Origin of the sequence: Limnohabitans sp. (assembly GCF_030158565.1) — a bacterium.
GTDB lineage: Bacteria > Pseudomonadota > Gammaproteobacteria > Burkholderiales > Burkholderiaceae_C > Limnohabitans_A.
On sequence record NZ_JAOASQ010000011.1, the window covers coordinates 1 to 18,972 of the forward strand.

Consider the following 18,972-nt stretch of genomic DNA (forward strand, 5'->3'; position numbering starts at 1 on the left):
GTAGCAGCCGCTAAGAAGCCAGCAGCTAAAAAAGCCGCTCCAGCCAAAAAGGCCGCTCCAGCGAAAAAAGCCGCTCCTAAAAAAGCAGCCGCTAAAAAGCCTGCAGCCAAGAAAGCCGCACCCGCTAAAAAAGCCGCAGTTAAAAAAACCGCCGCTAAAAAGCCTGCCGCTAAAAAGCCTGCAGTGAAAAAAGCTGCCAAGAAGCCTGCTGCAAAGAAGGCATCCAAAGCACCCGCTGCCCCTGCTGCTCAAACCACACTGAATCCTCAAGCTGCCTGGCCGTTTCCTTCGGCCGCCAAGCCCTGATTCAGCTGGCAAACGCTAGCAATAAAGCCCAACACTGGCAACGGTGCTGGGCTTTTTCATGGGAAACCACTCAGGGGTAAAAACTCACAATACGGTATCCGGTCACAGCCAAGTCACGGGCAACCGTCAAGCGCATCAGGCCTTGCCACACTTGTCCGGGAGACAGTGTTTCGGGTGCATCCAACTGGTCCGCTCCAAACACACGGCGCACCAATGGCTTGCCTTGCACATCCTCCAGCGTGACCTCCAGCGCAGTCATCAACACATTCTGTGCAGAGGTGTTGCGAACCACCCACTGCAACTCAAAAGCGTCGTCACGTTGTATGAAGCTGGATGTGTCGATCACCACCGCATGAAGGTCTCGCGCATGTGCTGATTCACAAGCCCATGCATTGCAGATTCGCTGAACGTGATGCCCCATCACTGGAAACTTGGCTACCAAAGCGAAGCGGTTCACCCAGATCACCTGGCTCAGCAAGGCGAGGGCCAAAGCGGACAAGGCCAAAATCGACGGCCAACGACGACTCACCGACTCCCGGGACGTTGTTTCGTCGATTGTCGACACATCGAGGTCGTCTGCAGGATCCTGCGATTGAGGTGGGGATGCAGCCATTCTCACGATGGCTTTGTCGATTTCTGGTTGAAAGCTCGACAGGGCTTTTTCAAACGAACTCAAATCCTCAGAAGCTTGGGTCCGCACATCCAAAGTCGAGCGGTCTTCTTGCTTGAGCAAGTCTCCAATATCCAGCCGCGGTGGTAAGGTGCCCGACCAAGAGAGAATCAGGCCCGTGCTGTCGAACGCATGCTGACACTCCCCACAGCGCAACCAGCCTTTGGCCACCTCGAGCTGATCAGGCAAAACCTGATAGACCGTGGCACATTCAGGGCAGCGTGTGATCCAGTTCATGACCCGATTGTAGACAGGGTCAAGTCTCCGCTCAAACTGCGGCGGCAGACTTCTTGGCGGTCATCAAGATCCAGCCGTCTTCCGCATCGGCCACTTCAAGTTGCACCCAGGGTGCATAAGCCGCTTTGAGCTCATTGGCTTGACGCTCCAAAATGCCCGCCAACACCAGAGAGCCACCGCTCTGCACGTACGCACACAGCAGCGGCGCCAGCACTTTCAAGGGTGTCGCCAAGATGTTGGCCAGCACGGTTTGGTAGACCCCTTGGGCTTTGTCTGGCAAGCCAGCAACCAAAGTCACGTGATTGGCTTCGGCGTTCAACACGGTCGATGTGACCGCAGCCTCGTCAATGTCCACAGCATCGATGCGAGCAGCTCCGTACTTGGCGGCGCCAATGGCCAGAATCCCGGAGCCACAGCCGTAATCCAGCACACGCTGGTCTTGCACATTGTTGCGGGCAATCCAGCGCAGACACATGCGGGTGGTCGGGTGTGTGCCTGTGCCGAAGGCCAAGCCTGGGTCCAGTCGAATGATCTGTTTGGCTTGCGCAGGTGGCTCATGCCAAGTGGGCACGATCCAAAAATCAGAAGTCACTTCCACGGGGGCAAATTGCGATTGGGTCAAACGCACCCAGTCCTGATCGGCCACCGCCTGAATACCGAGCAATCGGCAACCTTCAAAGAAGTCCTGCGCCTGCAGCAAGGTGGCTGCCTCCTTGGCGCCGGACTCTTGCGCAAACAGGGCCACCATGCGTGAACGCTGCCAGCCGTCTTTGGGTGGCGGCATGCCAGGCTCACCAAACAAAGCCTGCTCGGCAGGGGTCTGGGCGTCGGCATCTTCGACCGACACGCTCAAGGCATCCAGGGCATCGAGCGCGTCGCTCAAAACGTCAACCCGTTCCTCCGGGCAGAGCAAGCTCAGTTCAAACATGGTGCGATCCGATCTCAGCGTTTGTGTTGGCTGAGCCAGTGTTCAAGGTAATGGATGTTGGTGCCGCCTTGCATGAACTTGGCGTCCACCATCAGCTCGCGGTGCAGCGGGATGTTGGTGTTGATGCCTTCGATCACGGTTTCGGCCAAGGCGGTCTGCATGCGGGCCAGGGCCTGCTCGCGGGTGTCGCCGTGCACAATGATCTTGCCGATCATCGAGTCGTAGTTCGGTGGCACAAAGTAGTTGTTGTACGCATGCGAGTCCACGCGCACACCCGGGCCACCGGGCATGTGCCATGACGTGATGCGGCCAGGCGAAGGGGTGAACTTGAAGGGGTCTTCGGCGTTCACACGGCACTCGATGGCGTGACCACGGATCTCGATCTGCTTTTGGGTGAAAGGCAATTTCTCACCGGCAGCGACCATGATCTGGGTCTTCACGATGTCCACACCGGTGATCCATTCGGTCACAGGGTGCTCCACCTGCACACGGGTGTTCATTTCAATGAAGTAGAACTCGCCGTTTTCGTACAGGAACTCGAAGGTGCCCGCACCGCGGTAACCGATCTTCTTGCAGGCGGCCACGCAACGCTCGCCGATCTTCTCGATCAGTTTGCGGGGAATACCGGGGGCTGGCGCCTCTTCGATCACCTTCTGGTGGCGGCGTTGCATGGAGCAATCGCGCTCGCCCAGATAGACCGCGTTCTTGTGCTTGTCTGCCAGGATCTGGATTTCGACGTGCCGTGGGTTCTGCAGGAACTTTTCCATGTAGACCGCAGGATTGCCAAACGCGGCACCGGCCTCGGCCTTGGTCATCTGCACCGCATTGATCAAGGCGGCTTCGGTGTGCACCACGCGCATACCGCGGCCACCGCCACCGCCTGCGGCTTTGATGATCACGGGGTAACCCACGCTCTTGGCGACACGGCGGATTTGCGCAGGATCGTCGGGCAACTCGCCTTCAGAGCCAGGCACGCAAGGCACGCCGGCGCGGATCATGGCTTGCTTGGCCGAGACCTTGTCACCCATGATGCGGATCGACTCAGGGGTCGGGCCAATGAACTGGAAACCGCTTTTCTCGACGCGCTCGGCGAAGTCCGCGTTCTCGCTCAAAAAACCATAGCCAGGGTGAATCGCTTCAGCATCGGTCACTTCGGCGGCCGAGATGATCGCGGGCATGTTGAGGTAGCTCAGCGGAGAAGCTGCCGGCCCGATACAGACCGCTTCTTCGGCCAACTTCACGTATTTGGCTTCTTTGTCGGCTTCGGAATACACCATCACCGCTTTGATGCCCAACTCTCGGCAAGCGCGTTGGATTCGCAAAGCGATCTCACCGCGGTTGGCGACCAGGATTTTCTTGAACATGAAATCCCCGTTCGGTTTATTCGACGATGAACAAAGGCTGGCCGTATTCGGTCGCTTGACCGTTTTCGCACAGAATTTGGGTCACAGTGCCGGACTTGTCGGATTCGATCTCATTGAGGATCTTCATCGCTTCAATGATGCACAGGGTGTCGCCTTCCTTGACGACCGAGCCGATTTGCACGAAGGGCGCAGCACCAGGGCTCGAGGAACGGTAAAAGGTACCGACCATGGGGGACTTGACGGCATGGCCAGCAGGCGCTGCGGGGGCTTCTGCTGCTGCAGGTGCCGCCACGGCCACAGGTGCCACGGCCACAGGGGCTGCTGCTGGGGCTTGCTGAACCATCACGGGGGCAGCCACGCCCATGCTCTTGACGATGCGGACCTTGCCTTCGGCTTCGGTGATCTCCAGTTCGGAGACATTCGAGTCTGATACCAAATCGATCAGGGTTTTGAGTTTGCGCAAATCCATAGGACCTCCATTGCGTAAGCCAACGTAAGGGCCTGAATTTACACCAATTTCCAGTAAAAACCCTCAAAAAACCATCTAACAACTCGCATTTCGGAGAAATCCACGGCCAAATTCCTCCAACAAAGGGGCCACTGAGGCACTTCCAGCCACGACGACCCGCTCAAACGCCGCTTGAACGCCACTCGTTCAGGTCATCAAGATTCAATTGACCCAGCTTTTGTCGCCAAATTGATCCATCTGCCTTGAAAAACACACTGAATGGCAAGCCTCCTGTGGCGTTGCCCAAGGATTTGGCCAGCTCCGTGCCCCCTAACCCGGCCAAACCCACCGGAAAACCCAAGGGCTGGCGTTGCAAGAATTTTCTGACGGCACTGGGCTGGTCAATGGCCAAAGCCAACACTTGGAAGCCATTGGCTGCATTTTCACGCCAGAAGCGATCAAGCAAAGGCAGCTCTTCCACACAAGGCGGACACCAGGTGGCCCAAAAGTTCACCAGCAAGGATTTCCCAGCCAATGAGGCCATGGACAACGACTCGCCCGTAGGCGTGTCAAAGCTGTGCCCCCAAAAAGCATGCTGCGCAGCACCGGACGCAGACTGCGGCGTCATGCGCCACCAAGCCAGGCCAGCGCCAGCCAAGCCGGCGGCAGCGCCAGCCGCCAGCATCAGGTGGCGACGGGAGGAGGGTTGTTGGGCTTGCAACATGGGGGGATTGTCTTTCATCGTGACAGCAACAGTGTCAAAGCGGCCAGGTCGCCGCGTGGCGCACGGCCTTGGGCATCGGGCAACAAAGCGCCACGCAGATCGTCCAGATCGTAAATGCGCAGGTGCACGCCAATGTCTTCGTCCAAGTCCTCGCAAAAGCTGTGCAGGCTCAACACATCCACATCGTCACCGTGCATGCCGCGCACTGTCTGCACTTCGTAACGGAGATTCTGGTTGATCAATGCAATCTCAGCCGATTTGGGATCGTCACAAAACAAGGCCAGATCGATGTCCGACAAGCGGGTGGCCCAGCCCTGCCAGACAGCACCGCCCAAATGCGGACGAAACTCCGCCAAGCGCTGCATCCATTTCAGTGCATGCTCACGCAATGCCAGCAATTCACCAGGTTGGGTGTCGGCACAAAAGAGCGAGATGTAGTCCAACACCTGCGCTTCGACCTCCTCGTTGGAGGGCAAGGCCGTGCGCCCTGGCAAGCCCAATGCCTTGAGCGCGCGGTGCTTGGCGGGGCCAAATGCCAGGCCCTCCTCCACCACCAAACGGGCCGCCGTGGCTGCGATTTCAAATCCTGCATCGTTCATGGACTCGATTGTGCCCTCAGGCAGAAACACCCCCAGCACATCAGGCTCGCGAAAGTCTGACCCGACAAAAGGTCATCTGCACCGGTGGCACCTAAAATCAGCCCATGCATATTCATATTCTGGGCATTTGTGGCACCTTCATGGGTGGTTTGGCAGCTCTGGCACGCGAAGCCGGGCATCGGGTCACCGGCTGCGACGCTGGCGTTTACCCACCAATGAGTGATCAGCTTCGGGCCTTGGGCATCGACCTGATCGAAGGCTTTAGCGCCGACCAGATGGCCTTGAAGCCCGACATGTACGTGATCGGCAACGTGGTCAGTCGTTCGCGCCTGCCTGACGGCAGCCCCAAATTCCCGCTGATGGAAGCCATTTTGGAAGCCGGTGCGCCTTACACCAGCGGGCCGCAATGGCTGTCTGAGCATGTGTTGCAAGGCAAGCATGTGCTGGCCGTCGCGGGCACCCACGGCAAAACCACCACCACCTCGATGCTGACCTGGGTACTGGAGCAAGCCGGTTTGCAACCAGGCTTTCTGGTCGGCGGTGTGCCGCTGAACTTTGGCGTCTCGGCCCGGCTGGGTGGCGGCAAATACTTCGTCATTGAAGCCGACGAATACGACACCGCCTTCTTCGATAAGCGCAGCAAATTCGTGCACTACCGGCCACGGACAGCGATCTTGAACAACTTGGAATTCGACCACGCCGACATCTTTGACGACTTGGCCGCCATCGAGCGCCAGTTCCACCACTTGGTGCGCACCGTTCCCGGCTCGGGCCGCGTGGTGGTCAACGGTCTGGAAGAAAGCCTGACCCGCGTGCTGGGCCAGGGCTGCTGGAGCGAAGTGCGCACCTTTGGCAGCGCCGTGAGTGACTTTGAGGCGGAAGGCGAGCCGTCGCACTTCAAGGTCTTGCAGGCCGGAAAGTCCGTGGCCCAAGTGCAGTGGGCCATCGGCGGCGTGCACAACCAACTCAATGCGCTGGCGACCATCGCCGCTGCCGAGCATGTGGGCGTGGCACCGGCTGTGGCGGCGCAAGCGCTGGCCACTTTTGAAAACGTCAAACGCCGCATGGAAGTGCGCGGCACGGTGAACGGCATCACGGTGTACGACGACTTTGCCCACCACCCCACAGCGATTCGCACCACCGTCAACGGCCTGCGCCGTCAGGTGGGCGATGCCCGCATCCTCGCGATTTTTGAGCCGCGCAGCAACACCATGAAGCTCGGCACCATGAAAGCGCAGCTGCCCTGGAGCCTGGAAGAAGCCGATCTGGCGTTTTGCCATTCCGGTGGCCTGGGCTGGGACGCAGAAGCAGCCCTTGCGCCCATGGGTGCGCGTGCGCAAGTGGGCGCCAACATCGATGAAGTCATCGCGCAGGTGATGGCGCAGGTGCAGCCCGGCGACCACTTGCTGTGCATGAGCAATGGTGGCTTTGGCGGCATCCACGCCAAGCTGCTCCAAGCCCTGCAAACCGACTGAGCCGCATGCACAACAACAGCCACCGGCGGCTTGGCATCGGGCTGGTCACCCTCACAACCCTGATGTTCGCGGTGCTGGACACCACCGCCAAGTGGCTGGTGCTCAGCTTGCCGGTGTTGCAAGTCGTGTGGCTGCGCTTTTTGACGCATTCGCTGTTTTCGCTTGCGGTCTTCGGCCCGAGCATGGGCTTGTCCCTGGTCCGTTGGCAGCACCCCAGGCTGCAACTGCTGCGCGGCATGCTGCTGGCCAGCATGACGGGCCTGAACTTCTGGGCCCTGCAATACCTGCAACTGGCCGAAACAGGTGCCATGCAGTTTTCTGTGCCCATCCTGATCGCCGTGTTATCGGCCTGGTGGCTGGGGGAGCGTCTCGATGCCCAGCGCTGGGCGGCCATCGCGGCAGGCTTCATCGGTGTGCTGATCATCATCCGACCGGGCAGCCAGGCGTTTCACCCGGCCATCTTGCTGTCGGCAGGCAACGCCATTTTGTACGCCTTGTTCAACCTGCTGACACGCCGCCTGGCCAGCAGTGAACATCCGGCGACCATGCAGCTGGCCTCTGCACTGGTGTCTACGGCCGTACTCACCCCTTTTGCCTGGTGGTCTTGGCAAGTCCCCAGCACCGGCTGGCACTGGCTGATGCTTGCACTGGCAGGGATCAGTGGCGGCGCGGGGCATTATTTCGCTGCGCAAGCCCACCGGTTTGCATCGGCCGCTGTGCTGGGGCCGTTTCTGTACCAGCAGATCCTTTACATGACCTTGGGCGGCTGGCTCGTGTTTGACCAGGTGCCCGACCGCGCTGTGCTGCTGGGCGCCTGCGTGGTGGTGGCCAGCGGCCTGTTCTTGTTGTGGCGCGAGTTCCAGGTCAAGGCCACGTCGCCCTCCACATGATCGCTGGCGCAGCGCCTGTAGGCTGACCTTTCAGGCCAACCCACAGGCCCCTGCGCTTCAGCGTGAGCGGCGTGCCTTCACCGCATCCGACAAGACCTGCAACACACCTTCGCTGTCGTCCCAGCCAATGCAGGCGTCGGTGATGCTCTGGCCATAGGCCAACTTGGTCACATCGTCCTTGCCGGGCGTGAACTTCTGGGCCCCATCCACCAGATGGCTTTCGACCATGACGCCGAACACCTGACGCGAACCGCCGCTGATTTGCGTGGCAATGTCTTTGGCCACATCAATCTGACGTTCGTGCTTTTTGCTGCTGTTGGCATGGCTGCAATCCACCATCAAAGTGGCGGGCAGCTTGGCGGCCTCCAGCTCTTTGCAGGCTGCAGCCACGCTCTCTGCGTCGTAGTTGGGGGCTTTACCGCCACGCAGGATGACGTGGCAGTCCTGGTTGCCCTGGGTCTGCACGATGGCGACTTGGCCATTTTTGTGCACCGACAAAAAGTGGTGACCACGGGCTGCAGCCTGGATCGCGTCGGTCGCGATCTTGATGTTGCCATCCGTGCCGTTCTTGAAACCGATGGGCGCCGACAGGCCCGAGGCCAGTTCGCGGTGCACTTGGCTTTCGGTGGTGCGCGCGCCGATAGCGCCCCAGCTGATCAGGTCGCCAATGTACTGGGGCGAGATCACGTCCAGGAACTCGCTGCCTGCGGGCAGACCCTGGCGGTTGATCTCGATCAGCAGCTGGCGTGCGATGCGCAGGCCCTCGTCGATGCGGTAGCTCTCGTCCAGGTAGGGGTCGTTGATCAAACCCTTCCATCCCACGGTGGTGCGGGGCTTTTCGAAGTACACGCGCATCACGATTTCCAGCGTGTCGGCATATTGGTCACGCAAGGGCTTGAGGCGGCGGGCGTAGTCGAGGGCTGCAGCCGGGTCATGGATCGAGCAGGGGCCGATGATGACCAGCAGGCGGTCGTCTTTGCCGTGCACGATGTTCTGGATGGATTTGCGGGTCTGGGCGATCAGCGTTTCCGTCGCCGTGCCGGCGATCGGAAAGAAGCGGATCAAATGTTCTGGTGGAGGGAGCACGGTGATGTCCTTGATGCGTTCGTCGTCGGTCTGGCCGGTGCGGTCGACAGCATTCGGATACCAAGCTTCTGTGGTTTTGGTGTTCATCGTGGACTCCTCAGATTGAAAAAAGACAGGTGAAAAAAAACCGCCGGGCTTTGGGGCTCCGGCGGTGTGTGTCGAGATGTTCGGGTGCTTATGCGCTCGCCTCTCGTCCGCCGGGGACTGAGAACCAAAAATAAAAAAAGTAAAAAGCGATGCGCGAAGACATGGGGTTCAATGTATCACAGCTCGATGACAGTTCCTGACAGGCCGATCCGGGGACAAACCCGAAGGGCCTTTTCTGGTTCAGTCTTTCAAGTTCAAGCCGTACCCCCGACGGTGAGGCCCTCGATGCGCAGCGTCGGCTGACCCACGCCCACGGGCACGCTCTGACCTTCTTTGCCGCAGGTGCCCACGCCCGAGTCGAGCTTCATGTCGTTGCCGATCATGCTGATCTTCTTGAGCGACTCGGGGCCGCTGCCGATAAGTGTTGCGCCCTTGACGGGGTATTGGATCTTGCCGTTTTCCACCCAGTAAGCCTGGCTGGCCGAGAACACAAACTTGCCGCTGGTGATGTCGACCTGGCCGCCCGCGAAGTTGGTGGCGTACAGGCCTTTTTTGATGCTGGCCACAATCTCTTCGGGGCTCTTGTCGCCACCCAACATATAGGTGTTGGTCATGCGCGGCATGGGCACGTGGGCATAGCTTTCGCGGCGGCCATTGCCCGTGGGCTTGACGCCCATCAGGCGGGCGTTCATCGAATCCTGGATGTAGCCGCGCAAGATGCCGTCTTCGATCAGCACGTTCTTCTGGCTGGCGTGGCCTTCGTCGTCCACATTCAAAGACCCACGGCGATCGGCCATGGTGCCGTCGTCCAGCACCGTGACACCTTTGGCGGCCACGCGCTGGCCAATGCGGCCGCTGAAGGCGCTCGAGCCCTTGCGGTTGAAGTCGCCTTCTAGGCCATGGCCCACGGCTTCGTGCAGCAGCACGCCGGGCCAGCCATTGCCCAGCACCACCGTCATTTCGCCAGCAGGCGCGGGACGGGCATCGAGGTTGATGAGCGCGGCCGACACGGCTTCCTGCACATAGCCCTCGACCATGGCGTCATCAAAATAGGCCAGACCAAAGCGGCCACCGCCGCCAGAGCTGCCGACTTCGCGGCGGCCGTTTTGCTCGGCGATCACCGTGACCGACAGGCGGATCAGGGGCCGAACATCGGCGGCCAATGTGCCGTCGGCGCGGGCCACCATCACCACATCGTATTCGGTGGCCAGACCGGCCATGACCTGCACCACACGCGGGTCTTTGGCTCGGGCGATCTTTTCCACCCGTCCCAGCAAATTGACCTTGGCGGTGCTGTCCAGTGTGGACATCGGGTCCAGTGAGGGGTAGAGCGAGCGGCTGGCCGAAATCTTGCGCGCGGGCACCTTGATGCGCTTGTTTTGCGCTGCGGCGCCAATGGATCGCACCGTCATGGCCGCGTCCATCAAAGAGGCTTCGGAGATGTCGTCCGAATAGGCAAAGGCGGTTTTCTCGCCCGATACCGCCCGCACGCCCACGCCTTGGTCGATGCTGAAGCTGCCGGTCTTGACGATGCCCTCTTCCAAGCTCCAGCCTTCTGAGCGGGTGTATTGAAAGTACAGATCGGCGTCGTCGACCGCATGCGCCTTGATGGCGTTCAGGGCTTGAGTCAGGTGGGTTTCGTTCAGACCAAACGGGTCAAGCAACAGGGACTTGGCCGTGGCCAGGCGTTCGATGGTGGGTTCGCGTGAAATCATGGACCTCATTGTAGGGATTGCGCAATCCCTTTGTCCGCAGCCCGGGACAGGTCAGCTTTGAACCAGTTGTTTGGACTTGGCAATCGCCATCAGGATGCCCAGGGCAAAGCCCAAGGTGACCATGGCGGTACCGCCATAGCTGACGAAAGGCAAAGGCACACCCACCACCGGCAAGATGCCACTGACCATGCCCATGTTCACAAACGCGTAGGTGAAAAAGATCATGGACACGCTGGCTGCCAGCAAGCGGCTGAACATGGTGGGTGCTTGTGAGGCGATCACCAAGCCTCGGTAGACCAGGAAGAAGAAGCCCGAAATCAGAACCAGCCCGCCAATGAATCCGAACTCTTCTCCAAAGGCCGCAAAAATGAAATCGGTGGTACGTTCCGGAATGAACTCCAAGTGGGTTTGGGTGCCTTGCATGAAACCCTTGCCCCAAAAGCCCCCAGAGCCAATGGCGATCATGCCCTGGATGATGTGAAAGCCTTTGCCCAAGGGGTCTCGGGCAGGATCGAGCAAAGTGCAAACCCGCTGGCGTTGGTATTCATGCAGGATACGCCAGTCCACATCCGCTTGGCACAAAGTGGGCTCCATGATGACCAGCACCACCATGCCCGCCAAAGCCAGCACCACCGGTGGCAAGATCCAGCGCCATTTCAGCCCTGCAAAAAAGATCACCGACAAACCAGCTGACAACACCAGCAATGAGGTGCCGAGGTCTGGTTGCTTCATGATGAGGCCCACGGGGACACCCAGAATCAGCATCGCCATCGCGAAGTCCAGCGGCCTGAGCCGCCCTTCCCGTTTTTGAAACCAGGCCGAGAGCATGAGCGGCATCGCGATCTTCAAGATTTCACTGGGCTGGATCACGACACCCAGGTTCAGCCAGCGCCGTGCCCCTTTTTTCGTGAGCCCAAACAAGGCCACTGCGATCAACAAGGCCACACCCACCGCATAGACCGGAACTGCCCAAGCCATGAGTTTTTGCGGCGGCACCTGGGCCACCACAAACATGATGAAACCAGCCAACACCATGTTGCGCGCATGGTCCACAAAGCGGCTGCCATGGTCATAACCCGAGGAATACATGATCAGCATGCCCACGCAAGCGAGCATGAAAACAGCAAACGCCAAAGGCCCGTCAAAGCCTTCGACCAAGCCGACCAACCGTTGACCCAACGTGGGTTTTTGAATCACTGCAACCATGGTGCGATTATCCCTTGATCAAACCTGAGCGCACTCAATGGCTACGGCCACTGCGGAACATGCCATGGGTTTTGCGGTTGAGCACGCCTTGCGCAGCCAGCTTGTTCATCGAGGGGCTGGCGTGCGCGTGGGTGATGGCCAAACCCAAAGCGTCGGCCGCATCTTGCCTGGGCACCACCGGCAACTGCAGCAGGCGCTTGACCATCTCCTGCACCTGCGATTTGTCCGCCCGGCCATGACCCGTGACAGACTGCTTCATTTGCAAAGCGGTGTACTCGGCCACCGGCAAGCCGCAAGACACAAGGGCCGTCACGCAGCAGCCGCGAGCTTGACCCAGCAGCAAGGTGGCCTGCGGGTTGACGTTCACGAACACGATTTCCACCGAAGCCACATCGGGCTGGTAGCGTTCGTGGATCTCACGGATACCGTCATAAATCACTTTCAGGCGTGCGGGCAAATTGCCCATCTCTTCCTTCGTGGTCTGGATCACGCCGCTGGCCACGTACTGCAGGTGTGATCCGGTCATGTCCAACACACCAAAGCCCGTGGTCTGCAAACCTGGGTCAATCCCCAAAATGCGGACGGTCGCAGGCGCACTCATGGCAGCGCCACATCGTTCATGCGGCCCACGATCACTTCGGCGCGGTTGGCCAAATATGGGGACTGGGGGCGTTGTTCAAAATACCGTGGACGCGGCAGCATGACCGCCAAGCGTGCGCTTTCCCAAGCGCTCAAGGCCGATGCCGATTTGCGAAAGTAATGCTGTGCAGCAGCCTCGGCACCGAACACACCCTCACCCCACTCCACACTGTTGAGGTAAATCTCGAGGATGCGACTTTTGGACAAAAAGAGCTCCAACTCCAAGGTCAAGACCATCTCCTGGGCCTTGCGCAGCAAGGTGCGCTCACCCGATAAAAACAAGTTTTTGGCCAATTGCTGCGTGATGGTCGAGCCCCCCACAATTTTGGGCTCAACCGGTTTGGCATCACCCTGACGCTGGGCGCGCCGCTCGGCCTGCGCTTTGGCTTTGGCATTTTTGCCCCAGGCCTTTTCGAGCGAGTCCCACCAAATGCCGTGGTGCTGCGTGAATGCACTGTCTTCCGAAGCCATCACCGCACGCTTGAGCGAGGTCGAGATGCGGTTCTGATCCACCCATTCCTGCCGCCAGGGCAAGCGCCCTTGCCGAGTGAGGACCTGCCAGACCTGCGAGCGTTCAAAACTGGTGGATTCAGGCGAGATCACTGAAAAACTGGCGATGCGCAGCAGGAGAAAAACCTGCAAACACAGGACGGCACAAGCAAGCAAGGCACACCAACGCACCAAAGCCTTCATGGGATTCCTTGCACAAAGATTCGTATCACAACAACAGACTCACTGATCCGGAGCCAGCATGCGGGTTGACAAGGTGTCGTCACGCGAGAACATGAAACGCGACACCACCACAATCTGGTCAGCTTGGCTGCGCATTTTGGCGCCAAAAGGATCAAACGGTCCGGCACTGCGCACAATGGCCACAGCACGCTCATCCAACAGAGGGTTGCGCGAAGAGCTGGCCACCTCGGTGCTCAGCAGCTCACCCCGACTGTTGACCGTGATCACCATGGTCAATTTTCCATAGAGCTTTTCACCACGCGCTTGCGGAAAATTCTGGGTGCCTTGGCTTTCGATGGTGCGGCGCAGCTTGTCGTAATACAAGGCATACACCGTCTCTTTGGTGGCGGGGCTGATGTAACGTTTGCGGGGCGAGCCTTGCGTCTGCGCCACGCGCTGCTCAATCTGCGCCAGCTGACGCGTCAGTTGTTGCTTGCGCTCTTCGCGGGCCTGGCGCTCATTTGCGTTGCTCTTGTCACCGGGGTCATCGCGCGACAACTCGTTCAATTCGGTTTTGAGCTGGGTGAGCAAACGCATCTGCTGCACTTTGAGCGCTTCAATTTTGCGCTGCATTTCCGTGATGTCCGTGCCCGACTCGGTGGTCGCTGCAGCAGGTAATGGCGAGGTGGCCATGTGCACCTCTGGCACCTGTCCGCCGCCCGCCAGACTCACCTGCGCCAGCGCTTGCGCTTCAGGAGGACGTTCATTGCTGCGTGCGTTGACCAAGACCACTTCAAGCGGCGTATCCTCAAATACCCGATTGAAAGTTTCCGGTGCAGCGAAACGCAAGGTCAACAAAGCCAAGTGCAGGGCCAGCGAAATGCCCAGGGACCATTGGAGCGTGCGGTGAGGGGCCAAGCGCTTCATGCTCAATCACGCACCATCGCTTTGTGTGCTGTCGTTCAGGTCGACGGCGATCGTCAAAGGACCTGCGCTCAGGGCTTCGTCGTCTTCCGCTTCATCGGTTTCATCGGCGGCCACCTGCGGTGCATCCAGATGTGCCGTGACAGTGCCCTTCACATCCAATGCCATCAGGTCGATCTCGCCCAGATGCACGCGCACACGGGCGCCACGCGTCAAGCCTTGCGCGCCCATCACACTGAACATGAGGGGCAGACTGTCGGCGCGCACCAGCCAAATGCCCCCGCCCATTTCCTTGACCAAGCTGGCTTCCAACTCGGTGATGCCTTGCTGCTGCACATGGCGCAGCGTCCAGTAGCGATCCATGCTGGACTGCACGGCGTTGTAGGCGCTGTAGGCCGCGTCAAAACCACTGATGATCGAGAACAGCTCGGCGTCTTTGGGTTTGAAGGGCGCCGCCAGTGCGGCCGTGGCGCCATGCTTGGCACAGGCAATGATCTGCCATTGGTTGACCAGATCGGTGTAACGGCGCAGGGGCGATGTGCTCCAGGCATAGCTGGGCACGCCAATGCCCGCGTGCGGCAAGGCCTTGGTGCCCATGCGCACCTTGACGCCAGGCGCCATGCTGGCCTGGCTGCGGTAAATGCCGGGCACGCCCAGGCTGGCCAGCCATTGGCCCCAAGTGCTGTTGGCCAAAATCATGGCCTCGGCCACCATCAAATCCAGCGGGGCACCGCGTTTGCGGGTACCGATCAGCACGGCCTCTTCGCCAGTTGGCGGCGCATCGTTGCTGGGCCGGTCCAGCTTGAAGCTGTAGTCCGGGCGGTTGAAGTTTTCCGGCTTGCCGCGCACCACTTCGCGGCGCGCCTTGAGGGTTTGCGCCAGACGCCAGAAAAAGGCCAGGGTTGCACGGTTCACCGGGACGTCCGCGTGATCGCTCTGGTCTTCGCCTTCGAGCCATGCCTGGGTGATGCGGTCATCGAGCTGGTCATGGCGCAAGTTGGCCAGGATGTTCACGCGCTCCAGACGGGTTTCGGTCTTCTGCACATCCAGCGTGTCTTCGCTGAACGTCACATACAGGGACACCGCAGGGCACGCACGGCCTTCGATCAAGGTGTAGGCCTGCACCACGCTGTCGGGCAGCATGGTGATCTTGTAGCCCGGCATGTAGACCGTGGACAAGCGCGAGCGGCCCAGCTGGTCAATGGCACTGCCGGGCGTCAGGGCCAAGCCTGGCGCTGCGATGTGGATGCCCACGGTGACGGTGCCGCTGCCCAAGCCCTGCAAGGACAAGGCATCGTCGATCTCGGTGGTGTGCGAATCATCGATGGAGAACGCCTGTACGGGCGACAAGGGCAATTCGTCCGTGATGGCCGGTGCCTGCAAGGCCGGAAAACCTGTACCTTTCGGGAACAAGTCGAACAAGAAGCGCTGCCAATGGAAGTCCCAAGCCGAGGCAATGGCCCCGGCGTTTTGCAGCAAGTCCAATGGCGCGGTCTGGCTGCTTTTGCTGGCCTCGACCACGGCTTTGTATTCGGGCGTGTTTTTGTCTGGGCGAAACAGGATCTTGTAGAGCTGCTCACGGATCGGCTCAGGGCAAGTGCCTGCCACCAAGTCAGCCGCCCAAGCTTCGATCTGCGCCTGGATTTGTTTTTTCTTTTCGATCGCGGCCAAGGCTTGCTGCACGATTTCGGCCGGGGCCTTGCGGTATCGGCCTTTGCCCGCGCGGCGGAAATAATGCGGCGCCTCGTGCAGGCGCATCAAGGCAGCAACTTGCTGCACCGTGGTGGCCGCGCTGCTGAAATAGTCTTGCGCCAAATCGGCAAAACCGAACTCTTCGTCCGAGGCGAACTCGTAGGCCAGCTCCAACTCAATGCTCGGGCTCAAAGCCGTCGCCTCGCTGAGCAAAGCAGCGGGTGCGGGTTTTTCGAACTTGAGCAGCATTTGCGCCGCCTTGACTTTGACCCGCTTGCCCGAGTCCAGCTCGACCTGCGCGGAAGCCTCGGCTTCGGACATGACCCTCCCGGCCATGAATTTGCCGGCTTCTTCAAATAATACGTACATGCTCAGATTTTCCCACGCCTGCCCGCCGTTCCGACCCCGAGGCTTCAGACCAGGCGAAGAAATTCCAGGATTTCAGCTTTGTAAAGATCGAAATCGCTCAGCGCATGGTCACCGCCCTCGATCAGATGCACCTGACCGGCCTTGTGGCGCGCCAGCATTTCGCGCCAGTCGAGCACTTCATCCCCTTTGGCGATCAAGGCCAGGGTCTTGGGCTGAGTGCCAGGCGCTTGCGCCTCCAGCACTTGCAACTCATGCACATAAGCCGCATCAAAAAAGATGCTTTGCGCCGGATCGTGCCAAACAGGCTGTTCACCGATGTACTTGGCCAAATCACGCGAAGGATGCACTGCCGGGTTGATCAGCACCGCTGGACACCCCAAGTGCCCAGCCAACCAGCTGGCATAGAAACCGCCCAAAGACGACCCGACCACCGCCATGCCTTGCACAGGCCAACCGGCCACAAGCGAGCGCAAGTCGTCGATGGCTTGCCGTGGCGAAGCGGGCAACTGAGGGCAGCACCAAGTGACGCCCGGATGATCTGCCTGCACCCAGTTGGCAATTTTTTGGGCTTTGGCCGACTGGGGTGACGACCTGAAACCGTGGAGGTACAGAAGGTGGGTGGTGCGCGGCATGCCCTGCACAGCAGACATCACCACGCGGGCTGCAAGGCGGAAAAACCCTTGGGCGCCTGGCTGGACTTGTCGAAAGTCACGATTTCATAAGCGTCTGGTTGCGCCAGAAGCGCACGCAGCAGCTGGTTGTTCATGGCGTGACCTGAGCGGAAAGCGCTGTAAGCGGCCAACAAGGGATGACCCACGATGTACAGATCACCCATCGCGTCAAGGATCTTGTGTTTGACGAACTCGTCGTCGTAACGCAAACCATCGGCATTGAGCACTTTGTAATCGTCCATCACGATGGCATTGTCCAGACCACCGCCCAAGGCCAGGCCGTTGGCGCGCATCATCTCAACGTCTTTGGTGAAGCCAAAGGTGCGCGCACGGGCGATGTCCCGGGCGTACACGCCTTCGGACATGTCAAACACCACCTGCTGTCCTGTCGAATCGACTGCGGGGTGATGAAATTCAATCTCAAAACTCAGCTTGTACCCGTGATAAGGCTCCAGGCGCGCCCATTTGATGTTTTGGCCTTCGCCTTCGCTCACTTGCACGGGTTTGAGCACACGGATGAAACACTTGGGTGCTGTTTGCTCGACCACCCCCGCGCTTTGCAACAAGAAGACAAATGAAGAAGCCGAGCCGTCCAGGATGGGAACCTCTTCGGCGGTGATGTCAACATAGAGGTTGTCGATCCCCAGACCGGCACAAGCGGACATCAAGTGTTCGACCGTGTGCACTTTGGCCTGGCCCACCGAAATGGTTGAAGCCAAGCGCGTGTCGGTCACCGATTCGGCTTTGACCGGGATGTCCACGGGCTCGGGCAGGTCCACACGCCGAAACACAATGCCCGTGTCGGGTGCTGCCGGGCGCAGGGTCAACTCGACCCGTTGGCCGCTGTGCAGGCCAACGCCAACGGCTTTGGTCAGGGTTTTGAGGGTACGTTGTGCGAGCATCACTGCATTTTAAAGGTGCATGCTTTTCCCTGCTCTTACAGGGTTGGCGGTCACGCACCACCCCCGCGACAAGTGGATCGTCTCGTCAAAGCAAAAAAGGCCAGACGGGACACGCCCGTCTGGTCTTCAAAGCACCAGAAATGATTCAGCTGATCAGCGATCAGTCGGCTTGCTTGCGCAAGAAGGCCGGAATCTCGATGTCGTCCATGCCGGCATTGGCCATGCCATCCACACGGGCTGCCGCGTGGGTGCGGTTGTTGCGCCAGTAGGCTGGAATGTTCACGCCATTGGCCGCTGCAGGTGTTGCGGCGTTCAATGATGGTGCTACAGCGTCCTGACCGCCCATCATGAAGGGGGCATTGTCAGTGCCTGTGCGCAGCACTTGCAGCGGAGGGGCTGTGCGGCGTGCACCTTGCTTGGACAAACCCGTAGCCACCACCGTCACACGGATCTCGTCGCCCAGACTTTCGTCGTAAGCGGTACCGTAGATCACATGGGCATTTTCCGAAGCATAAGCACGGATGGTGTTCATCGCCTGCTTGGACTCGGACAGCTTGAGCGAGCCCTTGGCGGCGCTGATCAGCACCAGCACGCCCTTGGCACCCGACAAATCCACACCCTCGAGCAATGGGCAGGCCACGGCTTGTTCGGCGGCGATGCGCGCGCGGTCAGGACCGCTGGCTGCTGCCGTGCCCATCATGGCTTTGCCAGGCTCGCCCATCACGGTGCGCACGTCTTCAAAGTCGACGTTCACATGGCCCGGCACGTTGATGATTTCAGCGATACCGCCGACGGCGTTTTTCAGCACGTCGTTGGCGTGGGCGAAAGCCTCGTCCTGGGTCATGTCTTCACCGCCGGGCAATTCCAGCAGTTTTTCGTTCAAGACCACGATCAGGGAATCGACATTGGCTTCGAGTTCCTGCATACCGATGTCGGCATTGGACATGCGGCGGCCGCCTTCAAACTCGAAAGGCTTGGTGACCACGCCCACGGTGAGGATGCCCATCTCTTTGGCAATGCGTGCGATCACGGGCGCCGCGCCAGTGCCTGTGCCACCGCCCATGCCCGCGGTGATGAACAACATGTGCGAGCCTTCGATGGCAGCGCGGATGTCGGCTTCTGCGCTCTCGGCGGCTTCGCGACCTTTTTCTGGCTTGCTGCCAGCGCCCAGGCCGGTTTGACCGAGCTGGATGAAACGGTGCGCGGCGCTGCGGGCCAAAGCCTGGGCATCGGTGTTGGCGCAAACAAACTCAACGCCTTGGACGTTGCGCTCGATCATGTGCTCAACGGCATTGCCGCCGCCACCGCCGACGCCGATCACTTTGATCTGGGTGCCTTGGTTGAATTCTTCGGTTTGGATCATTTCAA

Annotated in this window: 18 protein-coding genes and 1 pseudogene; 3 read left to right on the forward strand and 16 right to left on the reverse strand. The window is 59.7% G+C overall.

Annotated elements, in window-relative coordinates; genetic code table 11:
- Window positions 1-306: pseudogene (locus Q1W40_RS02045) on the forward strand (histone); the annotation flags it as partial.
- 70 nt (window positions 307-376) lie between these two features.
- On the opposite strand, the gene Q1W40_RS02050 reads toward Q1W40_RS02045, so the two are convergent.
- The 6 genes from Q1W40_RS02050 to Q1W40_RS02075 form a co-directional block, all read right to left on the reverse strand.
- Window positions 377-1,213 carry a zinc-ribbon and DUF3426 domain-containing protein gene (locus Q1W40_RS02050; protein WP_300708374.1) on the reverse strand — a complete coding sequence of 279 codons (837 nt, stop codon included), beginning with the start codon at window positions 1,211-1,213 and terminating at the stop codon, window positions 377-379.
- Window positions 1,214-1,244: 31 nt separating this feature from the next.
- Complete coding sequence (prmA, locus tag Q1W40_RS02055; RefSeq protein WP_300708376.1) at window positions 1,245-2,141, reverse strand: 50S ribosomal protein L11 methyltransferase; 897 nt, start codon at window positions 2,139-2,141, stop codon at window positions 1,245-1,247.
- A gap of 14 nt (window positions 2,142-2,155) precedes the next feature.
- On the reverse strand, window positions 2,156-3,505 hold the full coding sequence (accC, locus tag Q1W40_RS02060; protein ID WP_300708378.1) for an acetyl-CoA carboxylase biotin carboxylase subunit: 1,350 nt from the start codon (window positions 3,503-3,505) through the stop codon (window positions 2,156-2,158).
- A gap of 16 nt (window positions 3,506-3,521) precedes the next feature.
- Window positions 3,522-3,974 carry an acetyl-CoA carboxylase biotin carboxyl carrier protein gene (gene accB, locus Q1W40_RS02065; RefSeq protein WP_300708380.1) on the reverse strand — a complete coding sequence of 151 codons (453 nt, stop codon included), beginning with the start codon at window positions 3,972-3,974 and terminating at the stop codon, window positions 3,522-3,524.
- A 160-nt stretch (window positions 3,975-4,134) separates the two neighbouring features.
- Window positions 4,135-4,677, reverse strand: coding sequence for a TlpA disulfide reductase family protein (locus tag Q1W40_RS02070; RefSeq protein WP_300708382.1), 543 nt, complete (start codon window positions 4,675-4,677; stop codon window positions 4,135-4,137).
- A 14-nt stretch (window positions 4,678-4,691) separates the two neighbouring features.
- Complete coding sequence (locus Q1W40_RS02075) at window positions 4,692-5,276, reverse strand: hypothetical protein (protein ID WP_300708384.1); 585 nt, start codon at window positions 5,274-5,276, stop codon at window positions 4,692-4,694.
- Window positions 5,277-5,380: 104 nt separating this feature from the next.
- On the opposite strand from Q1W40_RS02075, the gene mpl reads away from it, so the two are divergent.
- Window positions 5,381-6,751, forward strand: coding sequence for a UDP-N-acetylmuramate:L-alanyl-gamma-D-glutamyl-meso-diaminopimelate ligase (gene mpl, locus Q1W40_RS02080; protein WP_300708386.1), 1,371 nt, complete (start codon window positions 5,381-5,383; stop codon window positions 6,749-6,751).
- A 5-nt stretch (window positions 6,752-6,756) separates the two neighbouring features.
- Window positions 6,757-7,641 carry a DMT family transporter gene (locus Q1W40_RS02085; protein ID WP_300708388.1) on the forward strand — a complete coding sequence of 295 codons (885 nt, stop codon included), beginning with the start codon at window positions 6,757-6,759 and terminating at the stop codon, window positions 7,639-7,641.
- Between the two features lie 57 nt (window positions 7,642-7,698).
- Here Q1W40_RS02085 and Q1W40_RS02090 read toward each other — a convergent pair whose 3' ends face one another.
- The 10 genes from Q1W40_RS02090 to ftsZ form a co-directional block, all read right to left on the reverse strand.
- Complete coding sequence (locus Q1W40_RS02090; protein WP_300708390.1) at window positions 7,699-8,814, reverse strand: 3-deoxy-7-phosphoheptulonate synthase; 1,116 nt, start codon at window positions 8,812-8,814, stop codon at window positions 7,699-7,701.
- A gap of 254 nt (window positions 8,815-9,068) precedes the next feature.
- On the reverse strand, window positions 9,069-10,529 hold the full coding sequence (tldD, locus tag Q1W40_RS02095; protein WP_300708392.1) for a metalloprotease TldD: 1,461 nt from the start codon (window positions 10,527-10,529) through the stop codon (window positions 9,069-9,071).
- Between the two features lie 51 nt (window positions 10,530-10,580).
- Window positions 10,581-11,735 (reverse strand): rod shape-determining protein RodA, encoded by a 1,155-nt coding sequence (gene rodA / locus Q1W40_RS02100; protein ID WP_300708394.1) that lies wholly within the window; start codon window positions 11,733-11,735, stop codon window positions 10,581-10,583.
- Between the two features lie 34 nt (window positions 11,736-11,769).
- Entirely contained in the window at window positions 11,770-12,336 is a 567-nt protein-coding gene (gene ruvC / locus Q1W40_RS02105) for a crossover junction endodeoxyribonuclease RuvC (RefSeq protein ID WP_108324403.1), read from the reverse strand.
- On the reverse strand, window positions 12,333-13,067 hold the full coding sequence (gene mtgA, locus Q1W40_RS02110; protein ID WP_300708398.1) for a monofunctional biosynthetic peptidoglycan transglycosylase: 735 nt from the start codon (window positions 13,065-13,067) through the stop codon (window positions 12,333-12,335). Before mtgA ends, ruvC begins: the two co-directional genes overlap by 4 nt.
- A 39-nt stretch (window positions 13,068-13,106) precedes the next feature.
- Complete coding sequence (locus tag Q1W40_RS02115; RefSeq protein WP_300708400.1) at window positions 13,107-13,973, reverse strand: TonB family protein; 867 nt, start codon at window positions 13,971-13,973, stop codon at window positions 13,107-13,109.
- Window positions 13,974-13,979: 6 nt separating this feature from the next.
- Window positions 13,980-16,031: a ribonuclease catalytic domain-containing protein gene (locus Q1W40_RS02120; protein WP_300708402.1), complete on the reverse strand. Its 2,052-nt coding sequence runs from the start codon at window positions 16,029-16,031 to the stop codon at window positions 13,980-13,982.
- 44 nt (window positions 16,032-16,075) lie between these two features.
- Window positions 16,076-16,663 (reverse strand): YqiA/YcfP family alpha/beta fold hydrolase, encoded by a 588-nt coding sequence (locus tag Q1W40_RS02125; protein WP_300708408.1) that lies wholly within the window; start codon window positions 16,661-16,663, stop codon window positions 16,076-16,078.
- A 17-nt stretch (window positions 16,664-16,680) separates the two neighbouring features.
- Window positions 16,681-17,604 (reverse strand): UDP-3-O-acyl-N-acetylglucosamine deacetylase, encoded by a 924-nt coding sequence (lpxC, locus tag Q1W40_RS02130; RefSeq protein WP_300708404.1) that lies wholly within the window; start codon window positions 17,602-17,604, stop codon window positions 16,681-16,683.
- A 160-nt stretch (window positions 17,605-17,764) separates the two neighbouring features.
- The coding region (ftsZ, locus tag Q1W40_RS02135) for a cell division protein FtsZ (protein WP_300708406.1) at window positions 17,765-18,972 on the reverse strand (1,208 nt) is incomplete at its 5' end.

Bases quoted from the DNA above. Each gene is read 5' to 3' on its own strand.
- mtgA (WP_300708398.1), bottom strand. From the start codon at position 13,067: ATGAAGGCTTTGGTGCGTTGGTGTGCCTTGCTTGCTTGTGCCGTCCTG.
- rodA (WP_300708394.1), bottom strand. From the start codon at position 11,735: ATGGTTGCAGTGATTCAAAAACCCACGTTGGGTCAACGGTTGGTCGGC.
- Q1W40_RS02115 (WP_300708400.1), bottom strand. From the start codon at position 13,973: ATGAAGCGCTTGGCCCCTCACCGCACGCTCCAATGGTCCCTGGGCATT.
- Q1W40_RS02085 (WP_300708388.1), top strand. From the start codon at position 6,757: ATGCACAACAACAGCCACCGGCGGCTTGGCATCGGGCTGGTCACCCTC.
- ruvC (WP_108324403.1), bottom strand. From the start codon at position 12,336: ATGAGTGCGCCTGCGACCGTCCGCATTTTGGGGATTGACCCAGGTTTG.
- Q1W40_RS02090 (WP_300708390.1), bottom strand. From the start codon at position 8,814: ATGAACACCAAAACCACAGAAGCTTGGTATCCGAATGCTGTCGACCGC.
- tldD (WP_300708392.1), bottom strand. From the start codon at position 10,529: ATGATTTCACGCGAACCCACCATCGAACGCCTGGCCACGGCCAAGTCC.
- lpxC (WP_300708404.1), bottom strand. From the start codon at position 17,604: ATGCTCGCACAACGTACCCTCAAAACCCTGACCAAAGCCGTTGGCGTT.
- Q1W40_RS02050 (WP_300708374.1), bottom strand. From the start codon at position 1,213: ATGAACTGGATCACACGCTGCCCTGAATGTGCCACGGTCTATCAGGTT.
- mpl (WP_300708386.1), top strand. From the start codon at position 5,381: ATGCATATTCATATTCTGGGCATTTGTGGCACCTTCATGGGTGGTTTG.
- accC (WP_300708378.1), bottom strand. From the start codon at position 3,505: ATGTTCAAGAAAATCCTGGTCGCCAACCGCGGTGAGATCGCTTTGCGA.
- prmA (WP_300708376.1), bottom strand. From the start codon at position 2,141: ATGTTTGAACTGAGCTTGCTCTGCCCGGAGGAACGGGTTGACGTTTTG.
- accB (WP_300708380.1), bottom strand. From the start codon at position 3,974: ATGGATTTGCGCAAACTCAAAACCCTGATCGATTTGGTATCAGACTCG.
- Q1W40_RS02075 (WP_300708384.1), bottom strand. From the start codon at position 5,276: ATGAACGATGCAGGATTTGAAATCGCAGCCACGGCGGCCCGTTTGGTG.
- Q1W40_RS02070 (WP_300708382.1), bottom strand. From the start codon at position 4,677: ATGTTGCAAGCCCAACAACCCTCCTCCCGTCGCCACCTGATGCTGGCG.
- Q1W40_RS02120 (WP_300708402.1), bottom strand. From the start codon at position 16,031: ATGTACGTATTATTTGAAGAAGCCGGCAAATTCATGGCCGGGAGGGTC.
- Q1W40_RS02125 (WP_300708408.1), bottom strand. From the start codon at position 16,663: ATGCCGCGCACCACCCACCTTCTGTACCTCCACGGTTTCAGGTCGTCA.